Below are 23,246 nucleotides of genomic sequence, written 5' to 3'. Positions count from 1 at the left end.
CCGGCCCCGGCGGCCCCGGCGCCGGGGCCGGTGGGGCCGGTGGGGCCGGTGGAGCCGGCGCGGCCCGGTACCGGGCGGGGTCAGTACTTCTCCGACTGGCCGCCATCGATGGCGATGGTGGTGGCGTTGATGAAGGACGCCTCGTCCGACAGCAGGAAGGCGACCAGGTGGGCGACCTCCTCGGGGCGGCCGAAGCGCTTGCTCGGGTTGAGGGAGACGAACTGCCGCCCGACCTCCTCCCAGTTCTCCTCGTCAATCTGCTTCAGCGAGCCCTCGACCATGGCGGTCATGATGGCGCCGGGCGCGATGGCGTTGACCGTGATGCCGTACTCGCCGTACTCCACACCGGAGTTGCGGGTCAGCCCGACCACCCCGTGCTTGGCGGCGGCGTAACCGGACTGGTTGCCGACGCCCCGGATACCGCCCACCGAGGCGGTGTTGACGACCCGGCCGTGCCCCTGCTCGCGCATCACGCCCAGGACCTGCTCGAGGCCGAGGAAGACACCGCGCAGGTTGATCGCCAGAACGCGGTCGAACTCGGCGGCGCCGTAGTTCTCGGTGAGGTTCTGGCGGCCCTCGATGCCGGCGTTGTTGAAGAAGCAGTCGATGCGCCCCCGGGCGTTCCTCGTCTCGGTGACGTAGCGCCGGGTGTCCTCCTCGGAGGAGACGTCGGCGACGATGGTCAGCGCCTCGGTACCCGGCGCGGCCTCCTCGATCTCGGCGGCGGCCTCGGCCAGACCGGCCTCGCTGATGTCGACCAGGACCGGCTCGGCGCCCTCCCGGGCTACCCGGACGGCGGCGGCGCGGCCGAGCCCGGCGGCGCCACCGGTGATGAGGACGACCTTGTCGGTGAACCTGTCGCTCATGGGATGCCCCTTCCTCGATTCCCTCGACGGCTCGATGGGTGGGGCCATCCTCGTTCCCGGAACGATCACGGTCGTTCCGGGAGCGTCCGAACGGGCGGGCACTCACCCGGCCGGCGCGTCCCCGTCGTCCCGGGGTCCGGTCCTCGCGCAGGGTGGTCCCCCGGCCGGCTCGACACCGCTCCGCCGGCCACCGATACGGGACACGGTGCCGGACACGGCCCGGCCGGCGTGCGGTCGGCCGGGCCGTGCCTCACCCCCCGACGGGTGGAGGACGGTCGTCGAGCACGATCGTGGTGACGCCGTCGTTTCCGGTGTTCCCGTCACCCCCGGTGTCGGTGGTGACCGCCCGGGTCCCGGCTCCGGAACCGGCCACGGCCTGCCGGGCGCGCCGGTGCACGGTGCCCGCGAGGGCCCGGCCGACGGGATCCGTCGCCCCGTCCCGGTGGAGGTCTCGCGTGGTCACCAGGACGGCGAGCAGCGAGCGGCCGGAGAGGAACGCCTCGGTTCGACCACCGGCGAGGTCGGTGACGCGGTCCGGTACCCGGAAGTGCGGGTGGGTGGCGGTGTGTTCGAGGAGGAACTGCCAGGTGTCCCGGTGACAGACCAGGCGGGCCGTGGCGATCGCGGCGGCCGCGTCCAGGCTCGCGACGAGTTCCTCGTCGTCCGCCTCCGCTCCCCCGCCGGCCGGTGGCCGGGCGGGCTCCGGGGACACGGCGGCGGGGTCGGGCCCGCCGGCGAGCGGGGCGCCCCCGGAGGAGGAGTCGGTGGGCGGGGGTTCGGCGGGCGGGGCGGGAAGGGCCGCGTCGACGGGCGGAGGGCTCTCCTCCGGGACGTCCCCGCAGAAGCCGGGGCCGGCCGGGTGGCAGTCGGGCCCCGGCTCGTCCGCCGGGGTATCGGCGGCCTCCTCCGTCGGGGGTGTCGCCGGATCCCCCGTCTCCTCGGCGGCCGACGCGGTATGTCTCCCGCTGTCGGGCGCCGAGGCGTCCACCCCGCCCTCCGCCCCGGGCACGGCCTCCACCGGCTCGTCCTCCCGCCGGTCACCGGCCTTGTCGAACTCCTGCCCCACGGTGCCCTCCCCTGTCGTGGCCCACGGTTCCCCGTGGGTGGTGTCGGTGTCGATCCGCGCGTCGGCGTCCGGCGCTCCGGTCCGGTGGTGGGACGCCCCGACCGGGGTGAGCCGGGCTTCGGCGAGTTCGCGACGCAGTTCCTCCAGCGCCGTGCGGAGGTCCGCCAGGCCGTCCCGGAGTCGGTTCTGCCGGTCGCGGAGTTCCCGGTGGTCCCGCTGAAGGCCGGCGAGGCCCGGGGACAGCGTGTCCGCCACCGTCCGGTGGGTCGCCCGCAGCGTCTCCCGGGCCGCGACGAGGCCGTGGTCGGAATGGCTCAGGAGGCTTCGCACCTCCCGAAGGGTCTCCAGGATCTCCGAGGACTTTCCCACTACCGTCCAACCCCCTCGTGCCTTCCGGCGACATGGTCGTTTCATCACCGCATGACTCCCCCGGGCGGGTGGACGGGAGACGGGTGCTTCCGGTCGTCTTCGACGGGTTCGTCACGGAGTGGGGCCCCCGGTTCGTCTGCCGGGCCCGGTATCGCCGGTGGTTCCCGGCCTCCGGGTGCCGGGGGTCGTCGGTCGGGCGGCTCACCCAACCGGCCCCTTGGCCATCCGTGACACGTGCTCGATCGGAGTGCCGCGCCCGTTGATCGTTTTCGTTCGCACCTCGCGGAGGGGCGTGATCACCACCGGGCGGCCCCTTCCCTCCGGCCCCACCGGCCACCCGCCGGAGGCCGAAAACAGGCCCGCGCCGGAAGGCCGGAGGCGTGCGCGCGGGATGCCCGGACCGGAGTCCGGTGTGATCATGGGATGTACGGCGGTCCGGGTCGCCGCTCGATCGGGCACCGGGAGGTGGACGGCATCTCGTACGAACGACGACGGCGCCGGTACTTCGCGCTCATGGCGATCTGTCTGACGTTGTTCGTCGGGGCCTGGGCCGTGGTGCGGCACTGGTCGGTGCCGGTGGCGATCGCCATGTGCGTGGTGGCCGCCTTCCTGCCACCGGTCGCGACCATCGTGGCGAACCGGCGGGGGCCCGACGACCGGTGGTGGGACGAGGAGCCGTAGGCTCGCGAACCGACCGGTGGAGGACGCGAGCCGGCGGAACGGAGCGGACCCGTGGGGGACACGCAGCACGAACGGCGAGGTGGCCCGGCGGACGCACCGGACGCACCCGCACTGCCGATACCCGACCCGGCGCTGGTGGTCCTGATCGGTCCCGCCGGGGCCGGGAAGTCCACCCTCGCCGCCCGGAACTTCCGCCCCACCGAGGTGGTCTCCTCCGACGCCTGCCGGGCGCTGGTGGCGGACGACGTGAACGACCAGTCCGCCACCGGGCGGGCCTTCGCCCTGGTGGAGCGGATCGTCGAACTGCGTCTGGCCGGCGGTCGGACCACGGTGGTGGACGCGACGAACGTGCGCCCCGAGGAGCGTGCGCCGTGGATCCGGCTCGCCCGCGACCACGACCTGCCCCGGGTCGCGGTGGTGCTGGACCTCCCGAGGGAGGAGTGCCTGCGGCGCAGTCCCGGCCGGCCCGGCCGGGAGGACGTGCCGGCCCGGGCCATCGCCCGGCAGCACGGCACGATGCGGCGGAACGCCGAGGGGTTGGCGGAGGAGGGCTTCGGCACGGTGCACGTGCTGCGGTCCGCCGCCGAGGTGGACGCGGCGCGTCTGACGCGGGTGCCGCGTCCCGGCGATCTGCCGCACCTGCGGGGCCCGTTCGACCTGATCGGGGACGTGCACGGCTGCCTGCCGGAGCTGGAGGCGCTGTTGACCCGCCTCGGCTGGGTGATCGAGCGGGACGGGCGGGGCCGGCCGGTGGGTGCCCGGCACCCGGCGGGCCGCACGGCGGTGTTCGTCGGCGACCTGGTGGATCGGGGTCCGGACAGCACCGGCGTGGTGGAGTTGGTGGCGGGGATGCGCGCGACCGGCGACGCGCTGTGCGTGGTCGGCAACCACGAGGACAAGCTCGCCCGCGCGCTCGCCGGTCGGAACGTGCGGGTGGGCCACGGCTTGGAGCTCACCCTGGAGCAGCTCGCCGAACGGGAGGCGGGGGAACCGGGATTCACCGACCGGGTGCGCGCCTTCCTCGCCGATCTTCCCGACCATCTGCGGCTCGCCGACGGGAAGCTGGTGGTGGCGCACGCCGGCCTGCCCGAGCGGCACCACGGCCGGACCTCGCGCCGGGTGCGGGCGCACGCCCTGTACGGGGCGACCACGGGTGGCGAGGACGAGTACGGCCTGCCGGGTGCGGCTGCCGTGGGCGGAGGAGTACCGGGGCGCGGCGGAAGTGGTGTACGGGCACACGCCGATGCTCCGGGCCCGCTGGGTGAACCGCGCGATCTGCCTCGACACCGGCTGCGTCTTCGGCGGGGAGCTGACCGCGCTGCGCTGGCCGGAGCGGGAGGTGGTGTCGGTGCCGGCGGAGCGGGAGTGGTGCGCGCCGGCGCGTCCGCTCGCCGACGACTGAGGGAACTCCCCGCGCCGTGCCGCGTCGGCCCCCGGGCCGGGGCGTTCCTGCGCGTCGCGGGTGCCCCGGGCCAGGATGGGGAACATGTCTTTCCGTGTGGATTCCGAGACCGGCCGCCTGCGCCGGGTGATCCTGCACCGTCCCGGGCTGGAGCTCAAGCGGCTGACGCCCTCCAACAAGGACGAGTTGCTCTTCGACGACGTGCTGTGGGTGCGCCGGGCGCAGCAGGAGCACGACGCCTTCGCGGCGGTGCTGCGGGAGCGCGGGGTGGAGGTGCACCTGTTCGGGGAGATGCTGCGGGAGGTCCTGGAGATCCCGCAGGCGCGGAAGCTGGTGCTGGACCGGGTCTTCGACGAGTACGCCTACGGTCCGCTCGCCACCGGCCGGTTGCGGGAGGCTTTCGAGGGGTTGCCGATCCCGGAGATGACCGAGGCGCTGATCGGGGGGATGACCAAGCGGGAGTACCTGGAGGCGCATCCGGAGCCGACCTCGGTGCGGTTCCACGTGATGGATCCGGACGACTTCCTGTTGGAGCCGCTGCCCAACCACCTGTTCACCCGGGACACCTCGGCGTGGGTGTACGACGGGGTGTCGATCAACGCGATGCGGTGGCCGGCACGGCAGCGCGAGACGGTGCACTTCGAGGCGATCTACCGGCACCATCCGCTCTTCGCGGGGCCGGGGACGGAACCGTTCCGGGTGTGGTCGCAGGGCCAGGACGTGTACCCGTCCACGATCGAGGGCGGGGACGTGCTGGTGCTCGGGCACGACGCGGTGCTGATCGGGATGAGCGAGCGAACCACACCGCAGGCGGTGGAGCTGTTGGCGCGCGGGTTGTTCGCGGCGGGATCGGCGCGGCGGATCGTGGCGCTGGACATGCCCAAGCGGCGGGCCTTCATGCACCTGGACACGGTGTTGACCATGATCGACGCGGAGACCTTCACCCAGTACGCCGGGCTGGGGATGCTGCGCTCCTACACGATCGAGCCGGGGCGGGGCGGGGCGGAGTTGACGGTCACCGACCACCCCCCGGAGCACATGCACACCGCGATCGCGCACGCGTTGGGGCGTGATCGGATCCGGGTGCTGACCGCGACGCAGGACGTGCACGCGGCGGAGCGCGAGCAGTGGGACGACGGCTGCAACGTGCTGGCGGTGGAGCCGGGGGTGGTGGTCACCTACGAGCGGAACGTGACGACCAACACGCATCTGCGGCGGCACGGTGTGGAGGTGATCGAGATCCCCGGCGGGGAGCTGGGTCGTGGGCGCGGCGGGCCCCGGTGCATGAGCTGTCCGGTGGCGCGGGAACCGGCGGAGTAGGCGAGGGCTCGGCGGGGACGGGCGGGGACGGGCGCGGTGGCACCGGTGGGTGCGCCGCGCCCGGGTCGTTCCCGCGGTGCTCCCCTCCCTCGCTGCATAGAGATTCGTTATTCTGTATACACTTGCGTCGCTGTCGTGCCCCCGGATGCCCGATGCCGAGTCCGGGGTGCCGGTGCGAGACCCCGAGCCGAGGAGCCCTTCATGCCGATCGACCTCACCGGCCGTCACTTCCTGAAGGAACCGGACGTCACCGCCGAGGAGTTCCGCCACCTGGTCGAACTGGCCGCCGACCTGAAGGCGGAGAAGCGGGCGGGCGCCGAGCGCCGCCGGCTCACCGGCCGGAACGTGGCGCTGATCTTCGAGAAGACCTCCACCCGCACCCGGTGCGCCTTCGAGGTGGCCGCCGCCGACCAGGGGGCCTCGACCACCTACCTGGATCCCGCGGGTTCCCAGCTCGGCCACAAGGAGTCGGTGCGCGACACCGCCCGGGTGCTCGGTCGGATGTTCGACGCCATCCAGTACCGGGGAGCCGGACAGGCGACGGTCGAGGAACTGGCGGCGCACGCGGGCGTGCCGGTCTACAACGGTCTGACCGACGACTGGCACCCCACCCAGATGCTCGCCGACGTGTTGACCGTGCGCGAGCACGGGGACCGACCGCTGGAGCGCACCTCCTTCGCCTACCTGGGCGACGCCCGGGCCAACATGGGCAACTCCTATCTGGTCACCGGCGCGCTGCTCGGCATGGACCTGCGGATCGTCGCGCCCCGGGCGCTGTGGCCGCGGGAGTCGGTGATCGCGACGGCGAAGGCGCTGGCGGCGGAATCCGGCGCCCGGCTCTCGCTGACCGAGGACGTGACCGAGGGGGTGCGCGGCGCCCACTTCGTGGCCACCGACGTGTGGGTGTCGATGGGCGAGCCGAAGGAGGTGTGGGACGAGCGGATCGCGCTGTTGGCCCCGTACGCGGTGACCATGGACGTGCTGCGGGCCACCGGTGAGGACGAGGTGCGGTTCCTGCACTGCCTGCCGGCCTTCCACGACCTGGGCACCGGCGTGGGTCGGGAGATCCACGCCCGGCACGGTCTGGAGTCGCTGGAGGTCACCGACGAGGTCTTCGAGTCCGAGCACTCGGTGGTCTTCGAGGAGGCGGAGAACCGACTGCACACCATCAAGGCGCTGATGGTGGCCACCCTGGCCGGCCCGGCCGGCCCCGACGCCTGACCGGGCGCCCGCCCCGGGGCCCGTTCCCGCCTCCCGACCCCGCCCGCCCCGGCGGGGTCGGGGCGTGTTCACCGACCGGGACTACAGTGCGGTCCGTCGGCGGCCCGGCCCCTCCGACGGCGAGCCGCCCCCGGAGTCGCGGGGCGGATGTCGCGGCGTCGGTACCCGGGCGCGGGAAATCGAGGAAGAGGTGGGTCGGTGCGGGACGGCGAGCGGCCGGGGAAACCATCGGGGTCCGACGATCCGGTGCCGGGAGCGGAGAACACGCGCGGGAGGGAACCCGGGCCGGTTCGGCCGGCCGCCGGCCGGACCGGGGGCCCGGCGGGAACCGGCGCGACCCCCGCCGACGGGTCACCCCCGTCACCGACGGGCCCCGCCGGCCCCCTCTCCGTTCCGGGGGCGGACACCACGGCGCGGGACGCCCCACCGGACGACACCCCGGCGGACGGCGCCCCGGCGGACGACCGCGCACCGGTCGCCGACGCCCCGCCCCCGCCCGGCCTGACGGCGATCGCCCGGGAGTGGGGTCGCATCGGCCTCCTCGGCTTCGGCGGACCACCCGCGCACATCTCGATGCTCCGCGAGGCGTGCGTGGAGCGGCGGCGCTGGGTGGACGCGGAGCGGTTCGAGGACGGTGTCGCGAGCACCAACCTGCTGCCCGGACCGGCCTCCACCCAACTGGCGATCCTCACCGCGTGGTGGCTGCGCGGCACGCCGGGGGCGCTGGTGGGCGGATTGTGCTTCATCGTGCCGGGGCTGGCGCTCATCATCGCCCTGGCCGCGCTGTTCCTGGCCGGGGACGCGCCGGACCCGATCCGGGGGGCGGCGGCCGGGGCGGGCGCGGCGGTGGCGGCGGTGGCCGCGCACGCGGCGTGGCAGTTGATGCCGGACAGCCGGCGCCGGGCGGTGGGGCGGGCCGCCCGGGCCCGCTGGTACGGGTACCTGGCGGCGGGCGTGGCGGGGGCGATCCTCGCCGGGCCCTGGCTCGTGCTCGTACTCGTCGCGGCCGGTCTGGTGGAGACCGCCGTACGGCGGGCCGGCCCCACCGGGGGCGCGGCGGACGCGGCACGGACGGTGGGCACGGCGGGGACGGCCGGGAGCGCCCCGGCGGGGCACGGGGCGCCGGGGACCCGGCGGGCGCGGACCGACCGCCGGCTGTGGCTGTTGCTCGCCGCGCTCCCGGCCACCGCCCTGGCCGCCGGCCTCTCCGCGCTGACCTGGACCGCCTACAAGGTGGGCGCCCTGTCCTACGGGGGCGGCTTCGTGATCATCCCGCTGATGCACGACGACGCGGTGGGCCGGCACGGCTGGATGGACGACCCCGAATTCCTGAACGCGGTGGCGCTGGGACAGATCACCCCGGGCCCCGTGGTGCAGACGGTCTCGGTGGTGGGATGGGCCGCCGGTGGCGTGATCGGCGCGCTGGTGGCGGCCGTGGTCGCCTTCGGGCCGTCGTTCCTGCTGGTGCTGTGGGGCGGCCGATCGCTGGACCGGTTGCGCGGCATTCCCGCCGTCCGGGGCTTCTTCCACGGCGCCGGACCGGCGGTGGTGGGGGCGATCGCCGGGTCGGCGGTGCCGTTGGCGCTGGCCCTGTCGGAGCCGTGGCAGGCGGTGCCGGCGCTCCTGGCGGCGGGGTGGCTGATCGGTCTGCGGCGGGGCGTGGTGGGCACGCTGCTGGGCGCGGGGGCGCTGGGCGTGGTCGCGGCGCTCGCGGGACTTCCCCTGCCCTGAGCTCCCCGTGGCCCGGCTCCCGCGCCGCCGGGGTCCGGGGGCGGGGCGGGGTTCCCCATGGATCGGTCCCCCGCCGCCGGGGGCGGTCGCCCCGCCCGCTTCCGGCACCCCCACGGGGGCGTGGCCGGTACCGGAGGGGGACCGACGGAGACCGGGCGCGCTGTCCCGGACCCCGCCCCCACGCGGTCGGTCCGGCCTTCCGGCGCCCGGCTCCGTCTTCCCCTGCGCGGTTCGGGGCCGCGCGCCGGTGGCCATGCGGGGAGGCGGGCCGGGCGCGCGGCCCTCGTGGTACCCCCCACGGGACCACCGGAACCGCCGGTCGGATGCTCCCCCACCCTGCACTCGCGGGGGGTGACACCACGACCCGGCTTCCCTTCCGACGGTGCCGTCGCCCGGAGACCGGTCGGCGGGGAAGCTGTCGCCGAGTCTGCCGGAGCGGGGGCGTTCCTCCCAGCGGAAGAGCGTCGGAGGGACACGATCAAGTCACCTTGAGTATTAAACCAATTACCGGATGTCATACTCTTCGGCGGCCTTCCACGGTCATCGAATGGTCGTCGAACCCTCTCGGGGAGACCCCTCCCGCCCCTTCACCGGAAGCCTTTCGGCCCTCGCGCGCTCGAGGCGGACTTCCCCTCGCCCTGTCGGGAGGAGGCGCGCGAAGGGGGGCGCGCACGCTCCCGGGAGCCCTCGCACACCGCGGAAGACGGCTTGATCCGAACGCTCCGCACGCCCCCCGGCGCCCCGGGCGGACGCCGGAGCGGGACCCGGAACCGCCTCCCCCGGGCTCCGATTCATCCGGACGGCGGTACCCGGGGGTCGCACGGGGCGGGAATCGACGAAAGGGTTCGGAGAGCCGGGGCGTCGGGGCCTCCCGGTCCCGGCCCTCCCGCTCCGCACACCGGACCGACCACCCCGGCCCTCCGCGCCACCCGCGCCCGACCACCCGGGGCCGCCCCTCCCGGGGTTCCGCTCCCCCGGGGCCGGCCCACCGGCCCGGACCGGGGTGCTATCCGTGTCCCGGTTCCGCCTCCCGCCCCTCCCGGGCCGCCGCACGGACCGCCGCGACCACCGGCGCCAGCCGCGCCGCGTTCACCCGGCAGCAGCCCCCGATCAGCCGCGCCCCGGCCGCCACCCACCGCCCCACCATCTCCGCGCTCGGCGTCGGGGCGCCGGTCCACCGCCCCCGGACGGGATCCCAGACCTCCCCGCTGTTGGGATAGGCCACCACCGGCAGACCGGTCACGGCGGCGGCCGACTCCACGGCCGGGCCCACGTCCTCGGGACGGCAGCAGTTCACGCCCACCGCGACCACCCCGGGCACCCCGGCGGCCAGCGCGAAAGCCTCCGCCAGCGGTCGGCCGTCCCGAGTGCGGTCCCCCTCGATCGTCCAGGACACCCAGACCGGGATTCCGAGATCCGGGACCATCCGCAGCAGCACCGCGCCCTCGTCCTGGTCCGGCAGCGTCTCCAGGGCGATCAGGTCCGGGCCTGCGGCGGCCAGCGCCCCCAGTCGCGGCCGGTGGAACCGCTCCACCTCGCGGGTACCGACGCCGTACCGACCCCGGTACTCCGCGCCGCCGCCCAGCGCCGCGCCGTAGGGCCCGAGCGAACCCGCGACCCACACCGGTTCCCGGGGCGACGGCCGGGCGGCGACGGCGGCCCGCGCCAGCCGCACCGATCGGCCGATCAATCCGTCGGCCTCGGCGTCCGACAGGCCCCGGGAGGCGAAGCCCCGGCGGGACGCCTGGTAGGAGGCGGTCAGCAGGACCCGGGCCCCGGCGGCCAGGAAGGCGCCGTGCGCGGCGACCAGGGCGTCGGGGGCGTCGACGAGCGCCGCCGCCGTCCACAGCGCCCCGCCCGGCTCGTACCCGGCCGAGGCGAGCTGCGCGGACAGCCCGCCGTCCAGCGGCAGCGGTTCGGTGAACGGCGGCGGCCCCGCGCCGGCCCCGGACGCCCCGCGAGGGGGCGTGCCGGGGCCGGCCGGACCGGTCACGACAGCTGCGTCCGCACCCGGGAGGAGATCAACTCCAGGTGGTCCAGGTCGGACAGGTCGAGGATCTGCAGGTAGACGCGCGAGGCGCCCAGTTCGGCGTACCGGCCGATCTTCTCCACCACCTCGTCGGGGGTGCCGGCCAGACCGTTCTCCCGCAACTCGGCGGGCCCGCGGCCGATGGCCTCCGCCCGGCGGGCGATCTCGGCCTCGTCGCGGCCCACGCACGCCACCAGGGCGTTGGAGTAGATCAGGTCATCGGGTGAACGGCCCTCCTTCCCGGCGGCCTCCCGCACCCGGCGGAACTGCTCGGCGGAGGTCTCCAACGAGGCGAACGGCAGGTTGAACTCGTCGGCGAAGCGGGCCGCCAGGCGGGGGGTGCGGGTGGCGCCCAGGCCGCCGATGAGCACCGGCGGCTTCGCCTGCGCGGGCTTGGGCAGGGCCGGGGAGTCGGTGAGGGTGTAGTGCTCGCCGCTGTGGGAGAAGGTCTCGCCGACGGGCGTGGCCCACAGGCCGGTGACGATCTCCAGCTGCTCCTCCAGCCGGGGGAACTTCTCCTTGGGGAACGGGATGCCGTACGCGGTGTGCTCGGCCTCGAACCACCCCGCGCCCAGGCCCAGTTCGACCCGTCCGCCGGACATGGCGTCCACCTGCGCCACCTGGATGGCCAGCACACCGGGAAGCCGGAAGGTGGCGGCGGTCATCAGGGTGCCGAGGCGGATGCGGCTGGTCTCGCGGGCGAGGCCGGCCAGGGTGATCCACGCGTCCGTCGGGCCGGGCAGGCCGTCCCCGCCCATCGCGAGGTAGTGATCGGAGCGGAAGAACGCCCCGAATTCCAGATCCTCGGTGGCCCGGGCGACGGCGAGCAGTTGATCGTAGGAGGCGCCCTGCTGGGGCTCGGTGAAGATACGGAGTTCCATCCCCCCATTCTGGGGTGTTCGGCGGGACGGATGCGGGACGGCCGGCCGACTCCCCGGCCGCCGGCCGTCCCGCCCGGGTGCCGCGCCTCCTCACTCCTCCCCGGCGGTCCCCGCGCGCGGGAAGCGCGTCTCGTTGCGCTCGATCTTGGCGTCCAGGGCGGCGGCCGGGTCGATGTCCAGCACCGTGCACAGTCGCAGCAGGTAGGCGAGCACGTCGGCGACCTCGTCCCGGACCCGGTGGGCGGTCTCCGGGTCCGCCATGACCTCCGCCGCCTCCCGCGGGGTCATCCACTGGAAGATCTCCTGGAGTTCGGCCGCCTCCACGGCCAGCGCCGCCACCAGGTTCTTCGGCAGGTGGTACCGCTGCCAGCCACGGGCCTCGGAGAACTCGGTCAGTCGTTCCCGGAGCCGGGTCAGGTCGGAGGGGCCGGCGGGTCCCGTCGCCCCCGGGTCCGGGGCGGGGGCACTCACGCGGTGGTCCCGGCGAGGAGCCGGCGGGCGGGGCCGGTCGCCGGCCGGGACGGGGTGCGGAGGGCGGGTACGGCGCTCGGGCCGGGAGGTGCGGTGATCACGGGTCCCTGCATACCCCGGGGACGGGGGCGCCCGCCGGCTTCCGGCCCGAGCGGGACGCGCCCCCGTCGGGACACCGCCGGCTCGAGGCCCCGTCGCGTCGACGGTGTCCCGAGGGGGCGCGCCGGCCGGGCCTCACGTCCCGTCCAGGCCCCTGCCGCACCCGGTGCCCCCGGTCTCCCCCGTGTCCCTGCCCGAGCCCTCCGTCCTCCCGCTCTCCCCACCGCTTCCGTGTTCCACGCACGCTCCGGGGCTCACGGGGAGGCGCACATCGGTGTTCTCGCGCCGGTTGAGGTCGGCCAGCAGGGCCTCCGCCTGGGTCTCCTCGATCCGGGCCCGCCGGATCTCGCCCATCCCGCGCAGGGCCTCCGCCAGGGCGTGGCGGTGCTCGGCCACCATCAACGGATCGAAGGGCTGCTCGGCGCTGTGCGCCAGGGCCCGCTCGGCCCAGCGCGCGGCCTCCGCGTACTCCCCCACCCGCAGGTGGTAGCCGGCCAGGGCGCCCGCCGCGGTGCTCCGGCCGTGCGGCAGACGGGCCCCCGTGTAGCTCTCGGTGAGCAGACGGTGGGCCTCCTGCCATTCGCCCAGCAGCATCCGGCAGCGACCGAGGTTGTTGAGCACCATCGTGCGCAGGGCCTCCAACCCCGGCCGGGTCGCCTCCCCGAGCGCTCGCTCGCCGACACGGACGGCGAGTTCGACCCGTCCGGAGATCGCCAGGCAGGCCACCAGGGCGCTGGTGGCCGCCACCGCCTCCAGGTCCTCCCCCAGGGCCCGGAAGAGGTCGATCCCCCGGGTCAGCAACTCCGCACCGCGATCGCCCTCCCCGCGCCGGCCGTGGACCTTGCCCAACTGCACGAGGGCGGCGGCCCGGGAGTACTCGTCGCCGGTGCGCTCGGCGACCATGAGGGCCAGACCGTTGAGCCGGCGCTGCGCCCGCCAGGCGAAGCGGATGCCGAAGTAGGTCTCCAGCGCGCGGGCGGCCTCGGACGCGAACGCGGAGAGGGGACGACCGGCCAACTCCTCCCCGGTGTCGAAGGCGGGCGAGGCCAGTTGGCCGGCGAGGGCCAGCACCCCCTCCAACTCCTGGTCGGCCCAGGGCAGGGACTCCGAGGGACTGGTGAACAACCGTCCCCGGGGGAAACGGTCCACGCCGGCGTGGTAGCGGTTGCGCACCACGGCGGGCAGCGCGAGCGGCAGGTTCACCCGGTACAGGGAACCGAGGTACCAGTGGGCGAGATCCGCCAGACGGGCCCGGTGCACCTGCGCCGTCGGATCGCCGGGCGACCGGGAGGGGCCGGTGACACCGCGATCGCCGAGATCACCGGTGCCGCCGGTGGGCGGGGCGTCCGTTCCGGCCGGCCGGGGTCCCGTCCCGGCGTCGCCGGTGGGACGGGGCCCGGGAACGCCGGCGGAACCGAGCCCGCCCTTGACGGCGGCCTCGCGCAACTCGCCCGGAATCGCGTACCGGCCGGGGCCGGCGGGCACCAGGATGCCCGTGGAACGCAGGTGTTCCAGGGCCGCGGATGCCTCGCCGGGCGGACAGCCCAGGAGCGCGGCGGCGGAGGCGGGGGTGTGGGTGGGGACCTCCACCAGCGCGAGCAGCGGGAAGAGTTCGACCGCCCGGCGGGCGGCCCGTTCCCGGCGGGGATCCGGCTCCCCGCCGGGAACGGCGAGGGGATGGGTGAGGCGGGCGAACGGGGCGGTTTCGGCCGCGCGGGGTGCCGGCACCCCGGCCATCCCGAAACCGGGGTGTGCCGTGAGGGGGGCCGCCGCGGCGGGGTGTGCCGCGGCGGGACGCGCGCCGGGGGTCGCGCCCGAAGCGGGCCCCGGAGGGGTTTCCGCGGCGCCCACCCGTCGCCGCAGGGCGTCGCGGCGCTCGGCGAGGGCGCTGCGCAACCGGTGCAGCCTGGAGCTCTCCCGGGCCCGCCGGGGGCCGGGGGGCAGTTCGGCGAGGGGCTCTCCACGCCACTGGGCGAGCGCCTCCTCGACCCGGCGCAGGGCGACGCCGGGATCCTCCACCGCCGGGGCGGGGACGGCTTCGGCGGAGACCTCGGCGGGGTGTGCCGCGGCGGGTGCGCCGGTCTCGGCCAGCGCGCGCTCGCATCGGCCGACATCGGTCTCCCCGGGGTGGGCTGCCAGTCGGTAGCCACCGGGAACGGTGCGGATGCGGCCGGGCGGCAGGGCCCGCCGCAGCCTGCCCACACAGGAACGCAGGCGGGCCCGCAGCCGGGCGGGCGGCCCCGGGGTCTCCATCGCCCACAGGTCCGAGGCCAACTCGTCGGCGGGCACGTCCCGGTCCGGGCTCAGCGCGAGCGCGGTCAGCGCCGCCCGCTGGGTGGGGCCGGTGACCCTCAGCGGGGTGCCGTCGTCGGCCAGCACCTCCAGCGGGCCCAGGAGCCGGATGTCCAAGAATTCTCCAACCGACCGGAGTGGGAGGTTCGTTGATCCGGGACCGGTCCGGATGCGGGATCCTCGCACGGTGGGGCGGATACCTCAAACCGTCTTCCGGGCGACATCTCCGGTGTGATGCGAAGTTGGCGGAAGACAGCCGAAGCCGGCCGGAAGTCGCCCAACAGGGCGTGAAATCATCCACCGCCGGACCAGCGCGTGATCTCCCGGGCACGAGTGGTCACGCGTTCCGGAGGACGTGGCTCCACTCCGGGGGCGAGCGACCGCGTGGCGGGGTGAAATCCGATGCCCCGCGCGTCGGTCGACCATCCCACCGCACGTTCATCGGATGATCGCGGGCGGGGTGGGGAGGACCGGTACCACCCGTCCCACATTCGATCGACACCGGGCGGAATCGGAGGCCGTATGGACATCGCCGTGATGCTGCTGGGAGCGGCGCTGATCGCCCTCGTGGCACGAGACCTGTTCCACACCCTGTGGCACCCCACCCGACACGGCGGGATGAGCCGCCTGACCATGGCCGCGCTGTGGCGGATCTCCCGTTCCCTGCCGCGCCGGGGGCGCGAGCGCGGTCCCGGCGGCCTCGTCGGGCCGCTGGGCATGGTGACGGTGATCTTCCTGTGGGGCGTGCTCGGCGCCCTCGGCTGGGCCCTGCTCTACTGGCCGAACCTCCCCGAGTTCTTCATCTTCGACAGTTCCCTGGACCCCACCGAGCACAGCGGTTTCCTCGACGCCGCCTACATGTCGCTGGTCGCCCTGACCACTCTCGGTCTGGGGGACGTGGCCCCCTCCGACGGCTGGTTGCGCCTGGCGGTACCGGTCGAGGCGATGTTCGGCTTCGTCCTGCTGACCGCGGTGGTCTCCTGGGTGCTGGGGGTCTACCCCACCCTGGGCCACCGCCGCCAACTGGCCGGCCGACTCCACCTGTTGCGGACCAACGACCGCCTCGCCCGGGACGGGGCCCTCACCTCCTCCCTGCTGGACGACCTGACGGCGTCGGTGGTGCAGACCCGGGGGGACTTCACCCAGTACCCCGAGGGTTACTGGTTCCACGACGCGGACGAGCACCTCTCCCTCTCCGCGACCGTCCACCACGCCCACCGACTCGCCCTGCGGTGGCGCGAATCCGATGAAGCGGACGTGCGACTGTCGGCGGCGATGCTGGGCGACGCCCTGGACGACCTGGCCGGCGTGCTGGACCGGAACTTCCTGCGCACCGGCGGTGACACGGCCGAGGTCTTCGCCGCCTACGCGGCCGACCATCGCCACCCGATCCCCGACACCCCGGCCCCCGACGCCGAGCCCCGCCGGTGACCCGGGGGCGCGCCCACCCCCGGGCGAGGGGGCGGACGCGCCCCGGCGGGCACGTCGTAGGGTGAACACCATGGTGGTACTCGAACGGTTGCGCGCCGATCACGCGGCTGCGGTCCTCTCCTTCGAGCGGGAGAACCGCGAGTGGTTCGCCCGCTCGATCCCCGATCGCGGTGACGCCTGGTTCGCTGGGTTCGGCGAACGCCACCGCGCCCTGCTCGCCGAGCAGCGGGCCGGCCTGCACCACCTGCACGTCCTGGTGGACGACGGGCGGGTGATCGGCCGGGTCAACCTCGTGGACATCACGGACGGAGTGGCCGAACTCGGCTACCGGATCGCCGAGGAGGCGACCGGCCGGGGCATCGCGACGGGGGCTGTCGCCGAGGTCTGCCGCCGGGCCGCCGAGGTGTACGGGCTGTCCGCGCTCACCGCCGTCACCACCCTCGACAACCCGGCGTCCCGCGCGGTGCTCGCCCACAACGGCTTCGCCGTGATCGGGGAGATCGACCTCGACGGCCGGCCGGGCATCCGGTACCGCCGTCGACTCGTCCCCGGCGCCGACCCGTCCCCGGAGGAGGTCCGTTCCCCCGCTCACGCCTCCGGATCGCGGTCCGAGGAGGGCCAGACGTAGGGCAGGTCGTCGGGGGTCCCGGGGAACAGCGGACCGTAGAAATCCGGGTCCTTGCGCAGCAGCGCCGAACGGTGCGCCCGGTGGAACGCCTCCTCCCCCAACCACGGCGGCAACTCCCCCGCCTCGGCCAACCCCGCCTGGTCGCGCACCTCCGTCAGGGCGCGGGCCGTGCCCAGATCGGTGGTGAGGGTGAGCGCGCAGGTGTCCTTCCGGCCGCCGGCCACCCAGGCACGGCACATCTCCAGCCCGTAGCGGACCACCGCCTCCTCGTACCCCCGCCACATGCGCACCGCCGGGTGTCGGCGCCACCCGTACCCGGGCACGGTCAGCGCCCGCAGGACCTGGATCGTCTCCACCCGCTGCTTGCCCAGTCGCCGCTGGTCCAGCAGGGCGGCCGAGTCGGCGAAACCGGGGACGGGGAGAAAGGTCTGCACGGGCACCGATCCTCCCGGTGGATCGGCCGTCCCGCCCGTCGGCGACCCCCATCGGGGCGACGGCGCCCGACCGGGGTCGTCGATCCCCGCCCCACGGGGTCCACGTGACGACCCGTGGGACCGCACCGGCTCCCCGGTCCCCACGATGGGCGCGCGGTGCCGCTCCGGCCGGCCCGGGGGACAGGGGACGCCGGGCGCGGAGCCGGCCACCGACCGGGGGTGGCCGTGCCGTCGGCCGCCGGCGGCCGGTGCCGGGGGGTCCATGGCGCCACCGATCGGGGGACGGCACGCGCGACGCATCACGACACACGGAGTTCCGGTGCGCATACGCGGACACGTCACGGGGACGGTCACCGCCACGGCGGTGACCCTGGTGCTCACGGGCTGCGGGGGCGGCCTCCCCGAGCGGGGCGAGGGGGAGACCGGCCCGGCCACCGGGGCGGCGCCGGGAACGCGGAGACGGCGGACGAGGCCGGGGCGCCCGGGGGCGGTGACGCCGAGGAGTTGCCCCTGGCCGGTGACACCCGGGGAACCACCTGGACCGACGAGGGGGAAAGCGCCCGGGGGATCGAGGTGACCCCGTCCATCCTGACCAGGGGGAAGGAGTCCGACCTGGAGAACATCAGTCTGCGCGACCACCAGGAGGGTCTGGTCCCCCACTACCTCACCTTCGAGGTCACGGCCACGGACGGGGCCGTGACCGACCCCGCCGTGGAGGAGGGCTTCGCCGTGGTGGGCACGGACGGCCGGGCGGCGGAGCCGCTCTCCCTGATGACCTTCGGCGGTGGCTCCTCCCCCTACCCGGCGGCCTGTGATCGGCAGGCCCCCGACCGTATCGACGAGGGGGAGACCGTCACGATCTGTCAGATGTTCCTGATGTACCCGGGGGGCGAGCCGCTGCGGGTGGCGTACACCGACCCGGGTGACGAGCCGCTGCTGTGGCCGGTGGACGGCGCCGAGCCGATGGAGACGCTCCGGGCGCCCGGCTCCGAGGTGGAGACCGCCTGGTCCAAGCACTCGGGTGAGAACGTCCCCCTGCTCGCCTCCCTCGTGGAGGTGGCCGAGGGCACCGCGCGGGACCTCCACGAGTGGGACGTGGAGACCGAGGGGAAGACCCCCTTCCACGTGACGATGGAGTACCGCAACGACGGGGAGCACGACCTGCTGCCGAGCATGCGGGACGGCATCGAGGTCTGGACGGCCACCGGCGCCTCCTCCAAGCCGCTACTCCTGCTCGACGTCCACGGGCGGGGGGTGGAGCCCTGCCCGGACGCGGTCCCGAACGAGATGCTGAGGCCCGGCGGGACGGTGCGGGAGTGCACGATCCACCTGCTGGACGACGGCGAGGTGCCCGCCACCGTCTACCTGCACCCCACCGGTGAGGTGGAGGGTCCGCGCGCCTGGCTGACCGGCCTGGAGCCGTGACACCCGGGTCGCCGTTCCGCCAGGGGGTGACCGTCCCCGGCGGAACGGCGGCCCGGTCCCTCACCCGTGCCGTTCGCGCACCGCCCGCGTCAGGTGCTGCACCGTGCCGATCCGGATCCAGTCGGCATGGGCCCCGGTGCCCACCGGTCCGCCGAAGTCGTCGTGCCCCCGGGCCGCGTTCCACAGCCAGGTCTCCCCCGCTCCCGCCGCCGTGCCCCGGAACTCCGGCAGCCCGACGAGACGACGCAGGGTTTCCCGGTTCATCTCGTCCCGCCTCCGCCCCCGGTGCCACATCCGGCAGATCACGAACGAGTCCTCGGTGGTGTACCGAAGCGTCCCGGTGTGCCGCTTCTCCCCTTGGTCCCTCACCGGTGCCTCGAGGACGGACGGTGACCGGACCGCGTAATCCCCGGGGGCGAGCAGGGGTGAGTACGCGCGGCCGGCGGCGAGCACCTCCCGCCACACCAGCCGCTCCGTGCGGGCCTCCTCGACCCATTCGTATCCCGCCGAGACCGGCGCGGGCTCGGGGAAGCCACCGGCCAGGACGACGACGGTCCGCCAGGACGCCAACGGCACGAGAGCGTCCAGGGCGCGCAGTGCTTCCTTGGCCGCCTCCGGTCGGTCCCCGGACACCACGGACAGATCCAGCAGGAGGTCGACTCGCGTGGCCGGGTCGAGACGGCCCACCAGGGTGCGGACCACCTCGGCCGACGACTCCCGCCACTCCCCCGGTACACGGACGCGGATGCCCAGTTCCCCCGAATCACCACCGATCACCCCCGGGATCCCCTGCTTGGGGTCGTGGGGGTGCCGGCCGACCGTCACCACGGGCCGCAGGGAGCAGAACTCGACGAGTTCGACGAGGGCGGGAAGCAGTCGGGACCACTGCCCGTCCTCCAGGGCCGACGCGTCGATCCACCCCGGGCGCCCGGCCTGGCACTTTCCAACATCGGCCAGAAGGGGGCGAAGGTGTTCCTCCGCGTCCTTCGGCGAAACACCGGGGCAGGGATGCAGGGTCCACAGCGGGAACATCGCGTGGCGAATCGGGGGATGAAGCATCCGATGGGCCTGGACGGCGAATTTCCGAACCGGCAGGACGGGAACATAGGGGGTTTCCGACACGACGGTCCCTCCTCGGTCCGATCCGGCGCCCACACCAACAGATTCCGAGGGAAAACCGGATGCCGTAAAGGAGGGATTTTCGGCCCGGCCGGCCTATTTGCCGTGTCCCGTGAAAGCGTCGCCACGGGTGTTGCCCCGGGTGGCACGTGAGGTGTTTTCCTCCTCCGATCGGAGTCGCCCGAACCGGGAGCGGAACCGGCCCACCGGGCGCACGGGCAGGCGTCCGCGCCGCTTTCCCCACCCCGGGGCGGGGCCCTCCGGCGGTCGGGCGCCCCCACAGAGGGGCCTCCGGCACCCGGCCCCGTCCGGGCCCCTGATGGGAAACCGCCACCCCCTTCGTCAACGGGAAACGACCCAGGATTGCACATCCCGTCGTCGTTGTTTCCCGTGTCGATTTTCCGCAAGGGTCGCACGGTGAGTGAGCCGGGAAACCGCACATCGACCATGCCGCCGATCGAACGTTCGTCACTTCATCCACCGGTGGGGTGAAAACTGTTCACCCCACTGCCGGAAGTGCCCTCAAAACCCGGATGATCTCCTCGGGAACCCGGAGAATTCCCCGGTTCCGGCAGGGTTGGCCACAGGGTTGATCGCCGACGCGATCAAGGCCACGACCTCCGAGGAGCAGTCCCCGTGAAGGTGAAGAAGCATCTCGCCGCCACACTCGCCGCGGTCGCCGTGCTCAGCGGTCTCGGCGTGACCACCGCGTCCACCGCCCACGCCGACAACCCGTGCGCCAAGGCGTCCTGGTACACCCTCCGCAACGGGGACCGGGCGCCCCTGCCCGCCGCCAGCGGCGGCTCCTTCAGTTGCGTCATGGGGCGTGGCGCCGGCGGCGAGCACGTGAAGGCCCTCCAGTGGTCCCTGAACCGGTGCGAGGGGGCACGTCTCGACGTGGACGGCGTTTTCGGTCCCGCCACCGAGAGCGCCCTGCGCACGGCCCGGAGCCGGAACGGAGTCGCCTCGGACGGCGTCTACGGACCCAACACCCGCAACGCCATGCGCTGGGAGATCAGGCGGAGCAGCGGCTCCACCTACTGCGGCCGCCCGGGCTGAGCCCCGCCCGGTCGCCCGCCCGCCCCGACCACCGGGCGGGCGACCGGGCGGAATCCGGACCGGCCCCCGTGCGTGTCCACCCCGCTCCGCGACGGCCGCCGAACGGTCGCGGTCAATCATCGGTGGCCGGTCCGGCCGGATGGGAGCTCAGAGCCGCGCGGTGGTGAACTCCAGCAGTCGGGCCCACTCCTCGCGCCGGACGGCGAGGTGCGGACGCGCCGTGTCCTTCGAGTCCCGCACCAGAACCGCCCGCTCACCGAACGCGACCTCGACGCAGTTGTCCCCCTCGGTACCGCTGTAACTGGACTTGAACCAGGCAAGGCGCTTCTTCATGACTCTCCTCGTAGGCTCTTCAACAGGCCCACCGAGGCTGTGGGATCGAGGGCCTGTGAGCGGAGTGTCGCATACCGTTGATGCAACACCACCGCCTCGGCCACGTCCGAGATCAGACGACCGTTCTTCTGCCCCTCGGAGTAGGCGAGACGTCGACCATCCGGCATCTCCAACAGTGCCAGAGGACCGTCCAGCCCCGCGTGCCGCTCACTCCCGATCGGCATGATCTGGACACTCACGTTGCGATGCTCGGTGAGTTCCAGGATGTGGGTCAATTGATCACGTGTCACCGCTGCTCCACCCAAGGGGCGGCGTAGGACGAACTCCTCCACGATGAAGCTGAAGGAGGTGTTCGACTTCTCCTTGATGAGTTGCTGGCGTTGCAGGCGAGCGGTCACCTGCGCTTCCATCTGCTCGTCCGAAAGCGGGGGAACACTGTTGTGGAAAGCCACCCGGGCATAGGACTCGGACTGCAACAGGCCGGGGACCAGGCGGCATTCGTAGGTGGAGAGGCTGACCGCCTCGCGTTCCAGGCGGGCCCAGCGGCGGAACCATGCGGCCAGGCCGGGTTCGCCGCGCGTCAGGTGACGGGCGGCCCGGCGCAGGGCACCGGTGTTGCCCAGCGCCTCCTCCGCCCGTTCCACGAACGACGGGTCGGGCATCCTGCGCCCCAACTCGACCGACACCACCGTGTGTTTGGAGAACCGGACCAGATCGCCGAATTCGGCGCGGCTGAGCCCCGCGTGTTCGCGCAATCCCTGCACGACCGCGCCGAAGGTCCGCAGGCTGTCGGACGGATCCGGTTCGCGCAGGCCGTCGCATGTCGTGGTGGTCGCTTCCCCGTTCGTCACTCCTGGCTCCCTCCGGAAGGCGCCGGGGCACCCGGCGCTCACCTTCACCCAGTGTGACGCGGGATCAGCGTACCGTCTACCCTGAGTGCTTGTACACTCACTTTTCGTACACGATGAAATGCCGGCGAAAACCGCGCGCGACCGGCACGGTGGGTTCCATGCACTTCCCCGCCGGTACCCGAAACCCCGTTGTTCTGCGGACTTTCACACAGGTTCTCTCCTCCACGCCGCGTGGCGCGCGGCTCGCCCGGCTCCTCGCCGTGGAGACGCTGCACGGCTGGAACGTACCGCCGAACATGACGGAACGTGTCCAGCACGTGGTCGCCGAACTGTGCGCGAACGCCGTTCTCCACGGCTGTCGGGACGGGCGGGACTTCCACATCTCGCTGGTGCTCCTCCCGGCGACGGGCACGGTGCGGGTCGAGGTCACCGACAGCCGGGGCGACCGGCTGCCCGATCAACGGGAGAACCCGCCGCCGCACGGCGAGTCGGGGCGCGGAATGGCTCTGATCGCCGCCCTCGCCGACCGGTGGGGAGCACAGCCGCGAACGGAGGGCGGCAAGATCGTCTGGGCCGAGATCGACCCGGCACGTCCATGTCCGTTCTCCCGTCCCTTCGACCGCGACACCGACCGGGGACCGACAGACCACCGGAGCACCCCCCTCAGCCGGTGATCGGGTCCGTCTCCGGCCCGCCGGCGCCACGCCGGCGGCGGAGCAGCACCGTCACCACGGCGGCGAAGACGCCTATCGGGAGCAGGACGAGGCCGGCCGGATACACCCACCCGGGGACGGCGGCCCCCGACGGGCCGGGGTCCGTCGGGGGCCCGATCCCGACGAGGTCCTCCGGCCACGTCGCCGCGTCCGGCGAGAAGACGGGCGCGTACGCCTCCTCGATCCGGCGGGCGAACTCCGCGAACGGCACCGGCTCCGGCACGTGTCGCCGGCCGTCGGCGTTCAGGCCGCGGACGACCCCGTCGGCGTACCCGTACCAGGCGTGGTGCGGGGGATCGAACAGCGGGGCCTCCCCCTCGCGCAGGTCGATCAGTCCCTCGGCGAGATCGGCGGACGTGGTCCACGCCACGAAGACGATCCCACCGTCCTCCTCGCGTTCCGCCTCGACGGTGAACAGGGGTGTGCCGTCGACCGTCACGGCGGCGAGCCACCGGTCGCCCGGCCTCAGCGCCCCGTCGGGTTCCCGTACCACGCCCCGGAGGAAGGGGGTGGTGAACAGGTGATAGGAGGTGGGCTCACGCACTTCCCACCGCCCGTCGGTCACCTCGCGGCCGTACCCCGGGTCCTCCTCGACGGACTCGGCCGCCTCCTCGATCCATGGGAGGGTCGCCCCCTCGAACCACCGGGTGACGTCCTCCGGCACCGGCGCGGGCAGCGGCCCCGGTCCCGTCTCGCCCCGGGCCGGCTCCGCCGTCGCGAGCAGCGCCGTCACCGTGCCGACCAGGATGATCGCCCCCACGCCCCGGAGGCGACCACCCCGCCCCCCGCGTGATCCCGTCCCCACGCCAACCCCTCCCCGGCGCC

Annotated in this window: 20 protein-coding genes and 1 pseudogene; 10 read left to right on the top strand and 11 right to left on the bottom strand. The window is 74.2% G+C overall.

Going from position 1 to position 23,246, the window contains the following annotated elements; all coding sequences use genetic code 11:
• Nucleotides 1-80: 80 nt before the first annotated feature.
• Nucleotides 81-866, bottom strand: coding sequence for an SDR family oxidoreductase (locus tag LZF96_RS09505; RefSeq protein ID WP_233868672.1), 786 nt, complete (start codon nt 864-866; stop codon nt 81-83).
• Between the two features lie 250 nt (nt 867-1,116).
• On the bottom strand, nt 1,117-2,262 hold the full coding sequence (locus tag LZF96_RS09500) for a hypothetical protein (RefSeq protein WP_233868669.1): 1,146 nt from the start codon (nt 2,260-2,262) through the stop codon (nt 1,117-1,119).
• A gap of 462 nt (nt 2,263-2,724) precedes the next feature.
• Between LZF96_RS09500 and LZF96_RS09495 the strand changes: the two genes are divergently transcribed.
• From LZF96_RS09495 to chrA, 5 genes and pseudogenes are all read left to right on the top strand, one after another.
• Nucleotides 2,725-2,982, top strand: a complete 258-nt coding sequence (locus tag LZF96_RS09495) for a DUF3099 domain-containing protein (protein ID WP_233868665.1) — start codon at nt 2,725-2,727, stop codon at nt 2,980-2,982.
• A 51-nt stretch (nt 2,983-3,033) separates the two neighbouring features.
• Nucleotides 3,034-4,381, top strand: a pseudogene (locus LZF96_RS09490) (AAA family ATPase); the annotation flags it as partial.
• An 87-nt stretch (nt 4,382-4,468) separates the two neighbouring features.
• Nucleotides 4,469-5,704: an arginine deiminase gene (locus tag LZF96_RS09485; RefSeq protein ID WP_233868662.1), complete on the top strand. Its 1,236-nt coding sequence runs from the start codon at nt 4,469-4,471 to the stop codon at nt 5,702-5,704.
• 201 nt (nt 5,705-5,905) lie between these two features.
• Nucleotides 5,906-6,925 (top strand): ornithine carbamoyltransferase, encoded by a 1,020-nt coding sequence (gene argF / locus LZF96_RS09480; RefSeq protein ID WP_233868659.1) that lies wholly within the window; start codon nt 5,906-5,908, stop codon nt 6,923-6,925.
• 246 nt (nt 6,926-7,171) lie between these two features.
• Nucleotides 7,172-8,656: a chromate efflux transporter gene (chrA, locus tag LZF96_RS09475; protein ID WP_233868657.1), complete on the top strand. Its 1,485-nt coding sequence runs from the start codon at nt 7,172-7,174 to the stop codon at nt 8,654-8,656.
• Nucleotides 8,657-9,662: 1,006 nt separating this feature from the next.
• Here chrA and mmuM read toward each other — a convergent pair.
• The 4 genes from mmuM to LZF96_RS26490 all read right to left on the bottom strand — a co-directional run bounded on the left by mmuM (nt 9,663) and on the right by LZF96_RS26490 (nt 14,545).
• Entirely contained in the window at nt 9,663-10,568 is a 906-nt protein-coding gene (gene mmuM / locus LZF96_RS09470) for a homocysteine S-methyltransferase (protein ID WP_233868716.1), read from the bottom strand.
• Nucleotides 10,569-10,645: 77 nt separating this feature from the next.
• Entirely contained in the window at nt 10,646-11,566 is a 921-nt protein-coding gene (locus tag LZF96_RS09465) for an LLM class F420-dependent oxidoreductase (RefSeq protein WP_233868655.1), read from the bottom strand.
• A gap of 90 nt (nt 11,567-11,656) precedes the next feature.
• A complete protein-coding gene (locus LZF96_RS09460; protein WP_233868653.1) occupies nt 11,657-12,037 on the bottom strand; it encodes a nucleotide pyrophosphohydrolase in 381 nt (126 codons plus the stop codon).
• A gap of 234 nt (nt 12,038-12,271) precedes the next feature.
• On the bottom strand, nt 12,272-14,545 hold the full coding sequence (locus LZF96_RS26490) for a BTAD domain-containing putative transcriptional regulator (protein WP_267940660.1): 2,274 nt from the start codon (nt 14,543-14,545) through the stop codon (nt 12,272-12,274).
• A 405-nt stretch (nt 14,546-14,950) separates the two neighbouring features.
• On the opposite strand from LZF96_RS26490, the gene LZF96_RS09450 reads away from it, so the two are divergent.
• Entirely contained in the window at nt 14,951-15,859 is a 909-nt protein-coding gene (locus tag LZF96_RS09450; protein WP_233868651.1) for a potassium channel family protein, read from the top strand.
• 70 nt (nt 15,860-15,929) lie between these two features.
• The gene (locus tag LZF96_RS09445) at nt 15,930-16,487 is read left to right on the top strand and encodes a GNAT family N-acetyltransferase (RefSeq protein ID WP_233868649.1); all 558 of its coding nucleotides are present in this window, start codon (nt 15,930-15,932) and stop codon (nt 16,485-16,487) included.
• Here LZF96_RS09445 and LZF96_RS09440 read toward each other — a convergent pair.
• Entirely contained in the window at nt 16,448-16,921 is a 474-nt protein-coding gene (locus LZF96_RS09440) for an MSMEG_6728 family protein (protein WP_233868646.1), read from the bottom strand. The genes LZF96_RS09445 and LZF96_RS09440 overlap by 40 nt on opposite strands.
• A 504-nt stretch (nt 16,922-17,425) precedes the next feature.
• Here LZF96_RS09440 and LZF96_RS09435 point away from each other — a divergent pair.
• Nucleotides 17,426-18,346 (top strand): hypothetical protein, encoded by a 921-nt coding sequence (locus LZF96_RS09435; protein WP_233868641.1) that lies wholly within the window; start codon nt 17,426-17,428, stop codon nt 18,344-18,346.
• 60 nt (nt 18,347-18,406) lie between these two features.
• Here the strand turns inward: LZF96_RS09435 and LZF96_RS09430 are convergent, their stop codons facing one another.
• Nucleotides 18,407-19,468, bottom strand: a complete 1,062-nt coding sequence (locus tag LZF96_RS09430) for a beta family protein (protein ID WP_233868639.1) — start codon at nt 19,466-19,468, stop codon at nt 18,407-18,409.
• Nucleotides 19,469-20,101: 633 nt separating this feature from the next.
• On the opposite strand from LZF96_RS09430, the gene LZF96_RS26975 reads away from it, so the two are divergent.
• Complete coding sequence (locus tag LZF96_RS26975; RefSeq protein WP_233868636.1) at nt 20,102-20,524, top strand: peptidoglycan-binding protein; 423 nt, start codon at nt 20,102-20,104, stop codon at nt 20,522-20,524.
• Between the two features lie 147 nt (nt 20,525-20,671).
• On the opposite strand, the gene LZF96_RS09420 is transcribed toward LZF96_RS26975, so the two are convergent.
• Together LZF96_RS09420 and LZF96_RS09415 are read right to left on the bottom strand one after the other, a co-directional pair.
• On the bottom strand, nt 20,672-20,857 hold the full coding sequence (locus LZF96_RS09420) for a DUF397 domain-containing protein (RefSeq protein ID WP_233868633.1): 186 nt from the start codon (nt 20,855-20,857) through the stop codon (nt 20,672-20,674).
• Nucleotides 20,854-21,708 (bottom strand): helix-turn-helix transcriptional regulator, encoded by an 855-nt coding sequence (locus tag LZF96_RS09415; RefSeq protein ID WP_233868628.1) that lies wholly within the window; start codon nt 21,706-21,708, stop codon nt 20,854-20,856. The genes LZF96_RS09420 and LZF96_RS09415 overlap by 4 nt, the downstream gene beginning before the upstream one ends.
• 260 nt (nt 21,709-21,968) lie before the next feature.
• Between LZF96_RS09415 and LZF96_RS09410 the strand changes: the two genes are divergently transcribed.
• A complete protein-coding gene (locus LZF96_RS09410; RefSeq protein ID WP_374203184.1) occupies nt 21,969-22,382 on the top strand; it encodes an ATP-binding protein in 414 nt (137 codons plus the stop codon).
• Here LZF96_RS09410 and LZF96_RS09405 read toward each other — a convergent pair.
• Nucleotides 22,372-23,181 (bottom strand): hypothetical protein, encoded by an 810-nt coding sequence (locus tag LZF96_RS09405; RefSeq protein WP_233868730.1) that lies wholly within the window; start codon nt 23,179-23,181, stop codon nt 22,372-22,374. The two genes, LZF96_RS09410 and LZF96_RS09405, sit on opposite strands and share 11 nt — an antisense overlap.
• Between the last annotated feature and the right edge of the window lie 65 nt (nt 23,182-23,246).

The sequence above is a fragment of the Streptomyces sp. ST2-7A genome (assembly GCF_021390475.1).
Lineage (GTDB): Bacteria > Actinomycetota > Actinomycetes > Streptomycetales > Streptomycetaceae > Streptomyces.
Note: the sequence above shows the minus strand (reverse complement) of the source record. Positions and strands in the feature narration are given on the sequence as shown.

Bases quoted from the DNA above. Each gene is read 5' to 3' on its own strand.
- LZF96_RS09495 (WP_233868665.1), top strand. From the start codon at position 2,725: ATGTACGGCGGTCCGGGTCGCCGCTCGATCGGGCACCGGGAGGTGGAC.
- LZF96_RS09485 (WP_233868662.1), top strand. From the start codon at position 4,469: ATGTCTTTCCGTGTGGATTCCGAGACCGGCCGCCTGCGCCGGGTGATC.
- LZF96_RS09445 (WP_233868649.1), top strand. From the start codon at position 15,930: ATGGTGGTACTCGAACGGTTGCGCGCCGATCACGCGGCTGCGGTCCTC.
- LZF96_RS09450 (WP_233868651.1), top strand. From the start codon at position 14,951: ATGGACATCGCCGTGATGCTGCTGGGAGCGGCGCTGATCGCCCTCGTG.
- argF (WP_233868659.1), top strand. From the start codon at position 5,906: ATGCCGATCGACCTCACCGGCCGTCACTTCCTGAAGGAACCGGACGTC.
- LZF96_RS09505 (WP_233868672.1), bottom strand. From the start codon at position 866: ATGAGCGACAGGTTCACCGACAAGGTCGTCCTCATCACCGGTGGCGCC.
- LZF96_RS09420 (WP_233868633.1), bottom strand. From the start codon at position 20,857: ATGAAGAAGCGCCTTGCCTGGTTCAAGTCCAGTTACAGCGGTACCGAG.
- LZF96_RS09465 (WP_233868655.1), bottom strand. From the start codon at position 11,566: ATGGAACTCCGTATCTTCACCGAGCCCCAGCAGGGCGCCTCCTACGAT.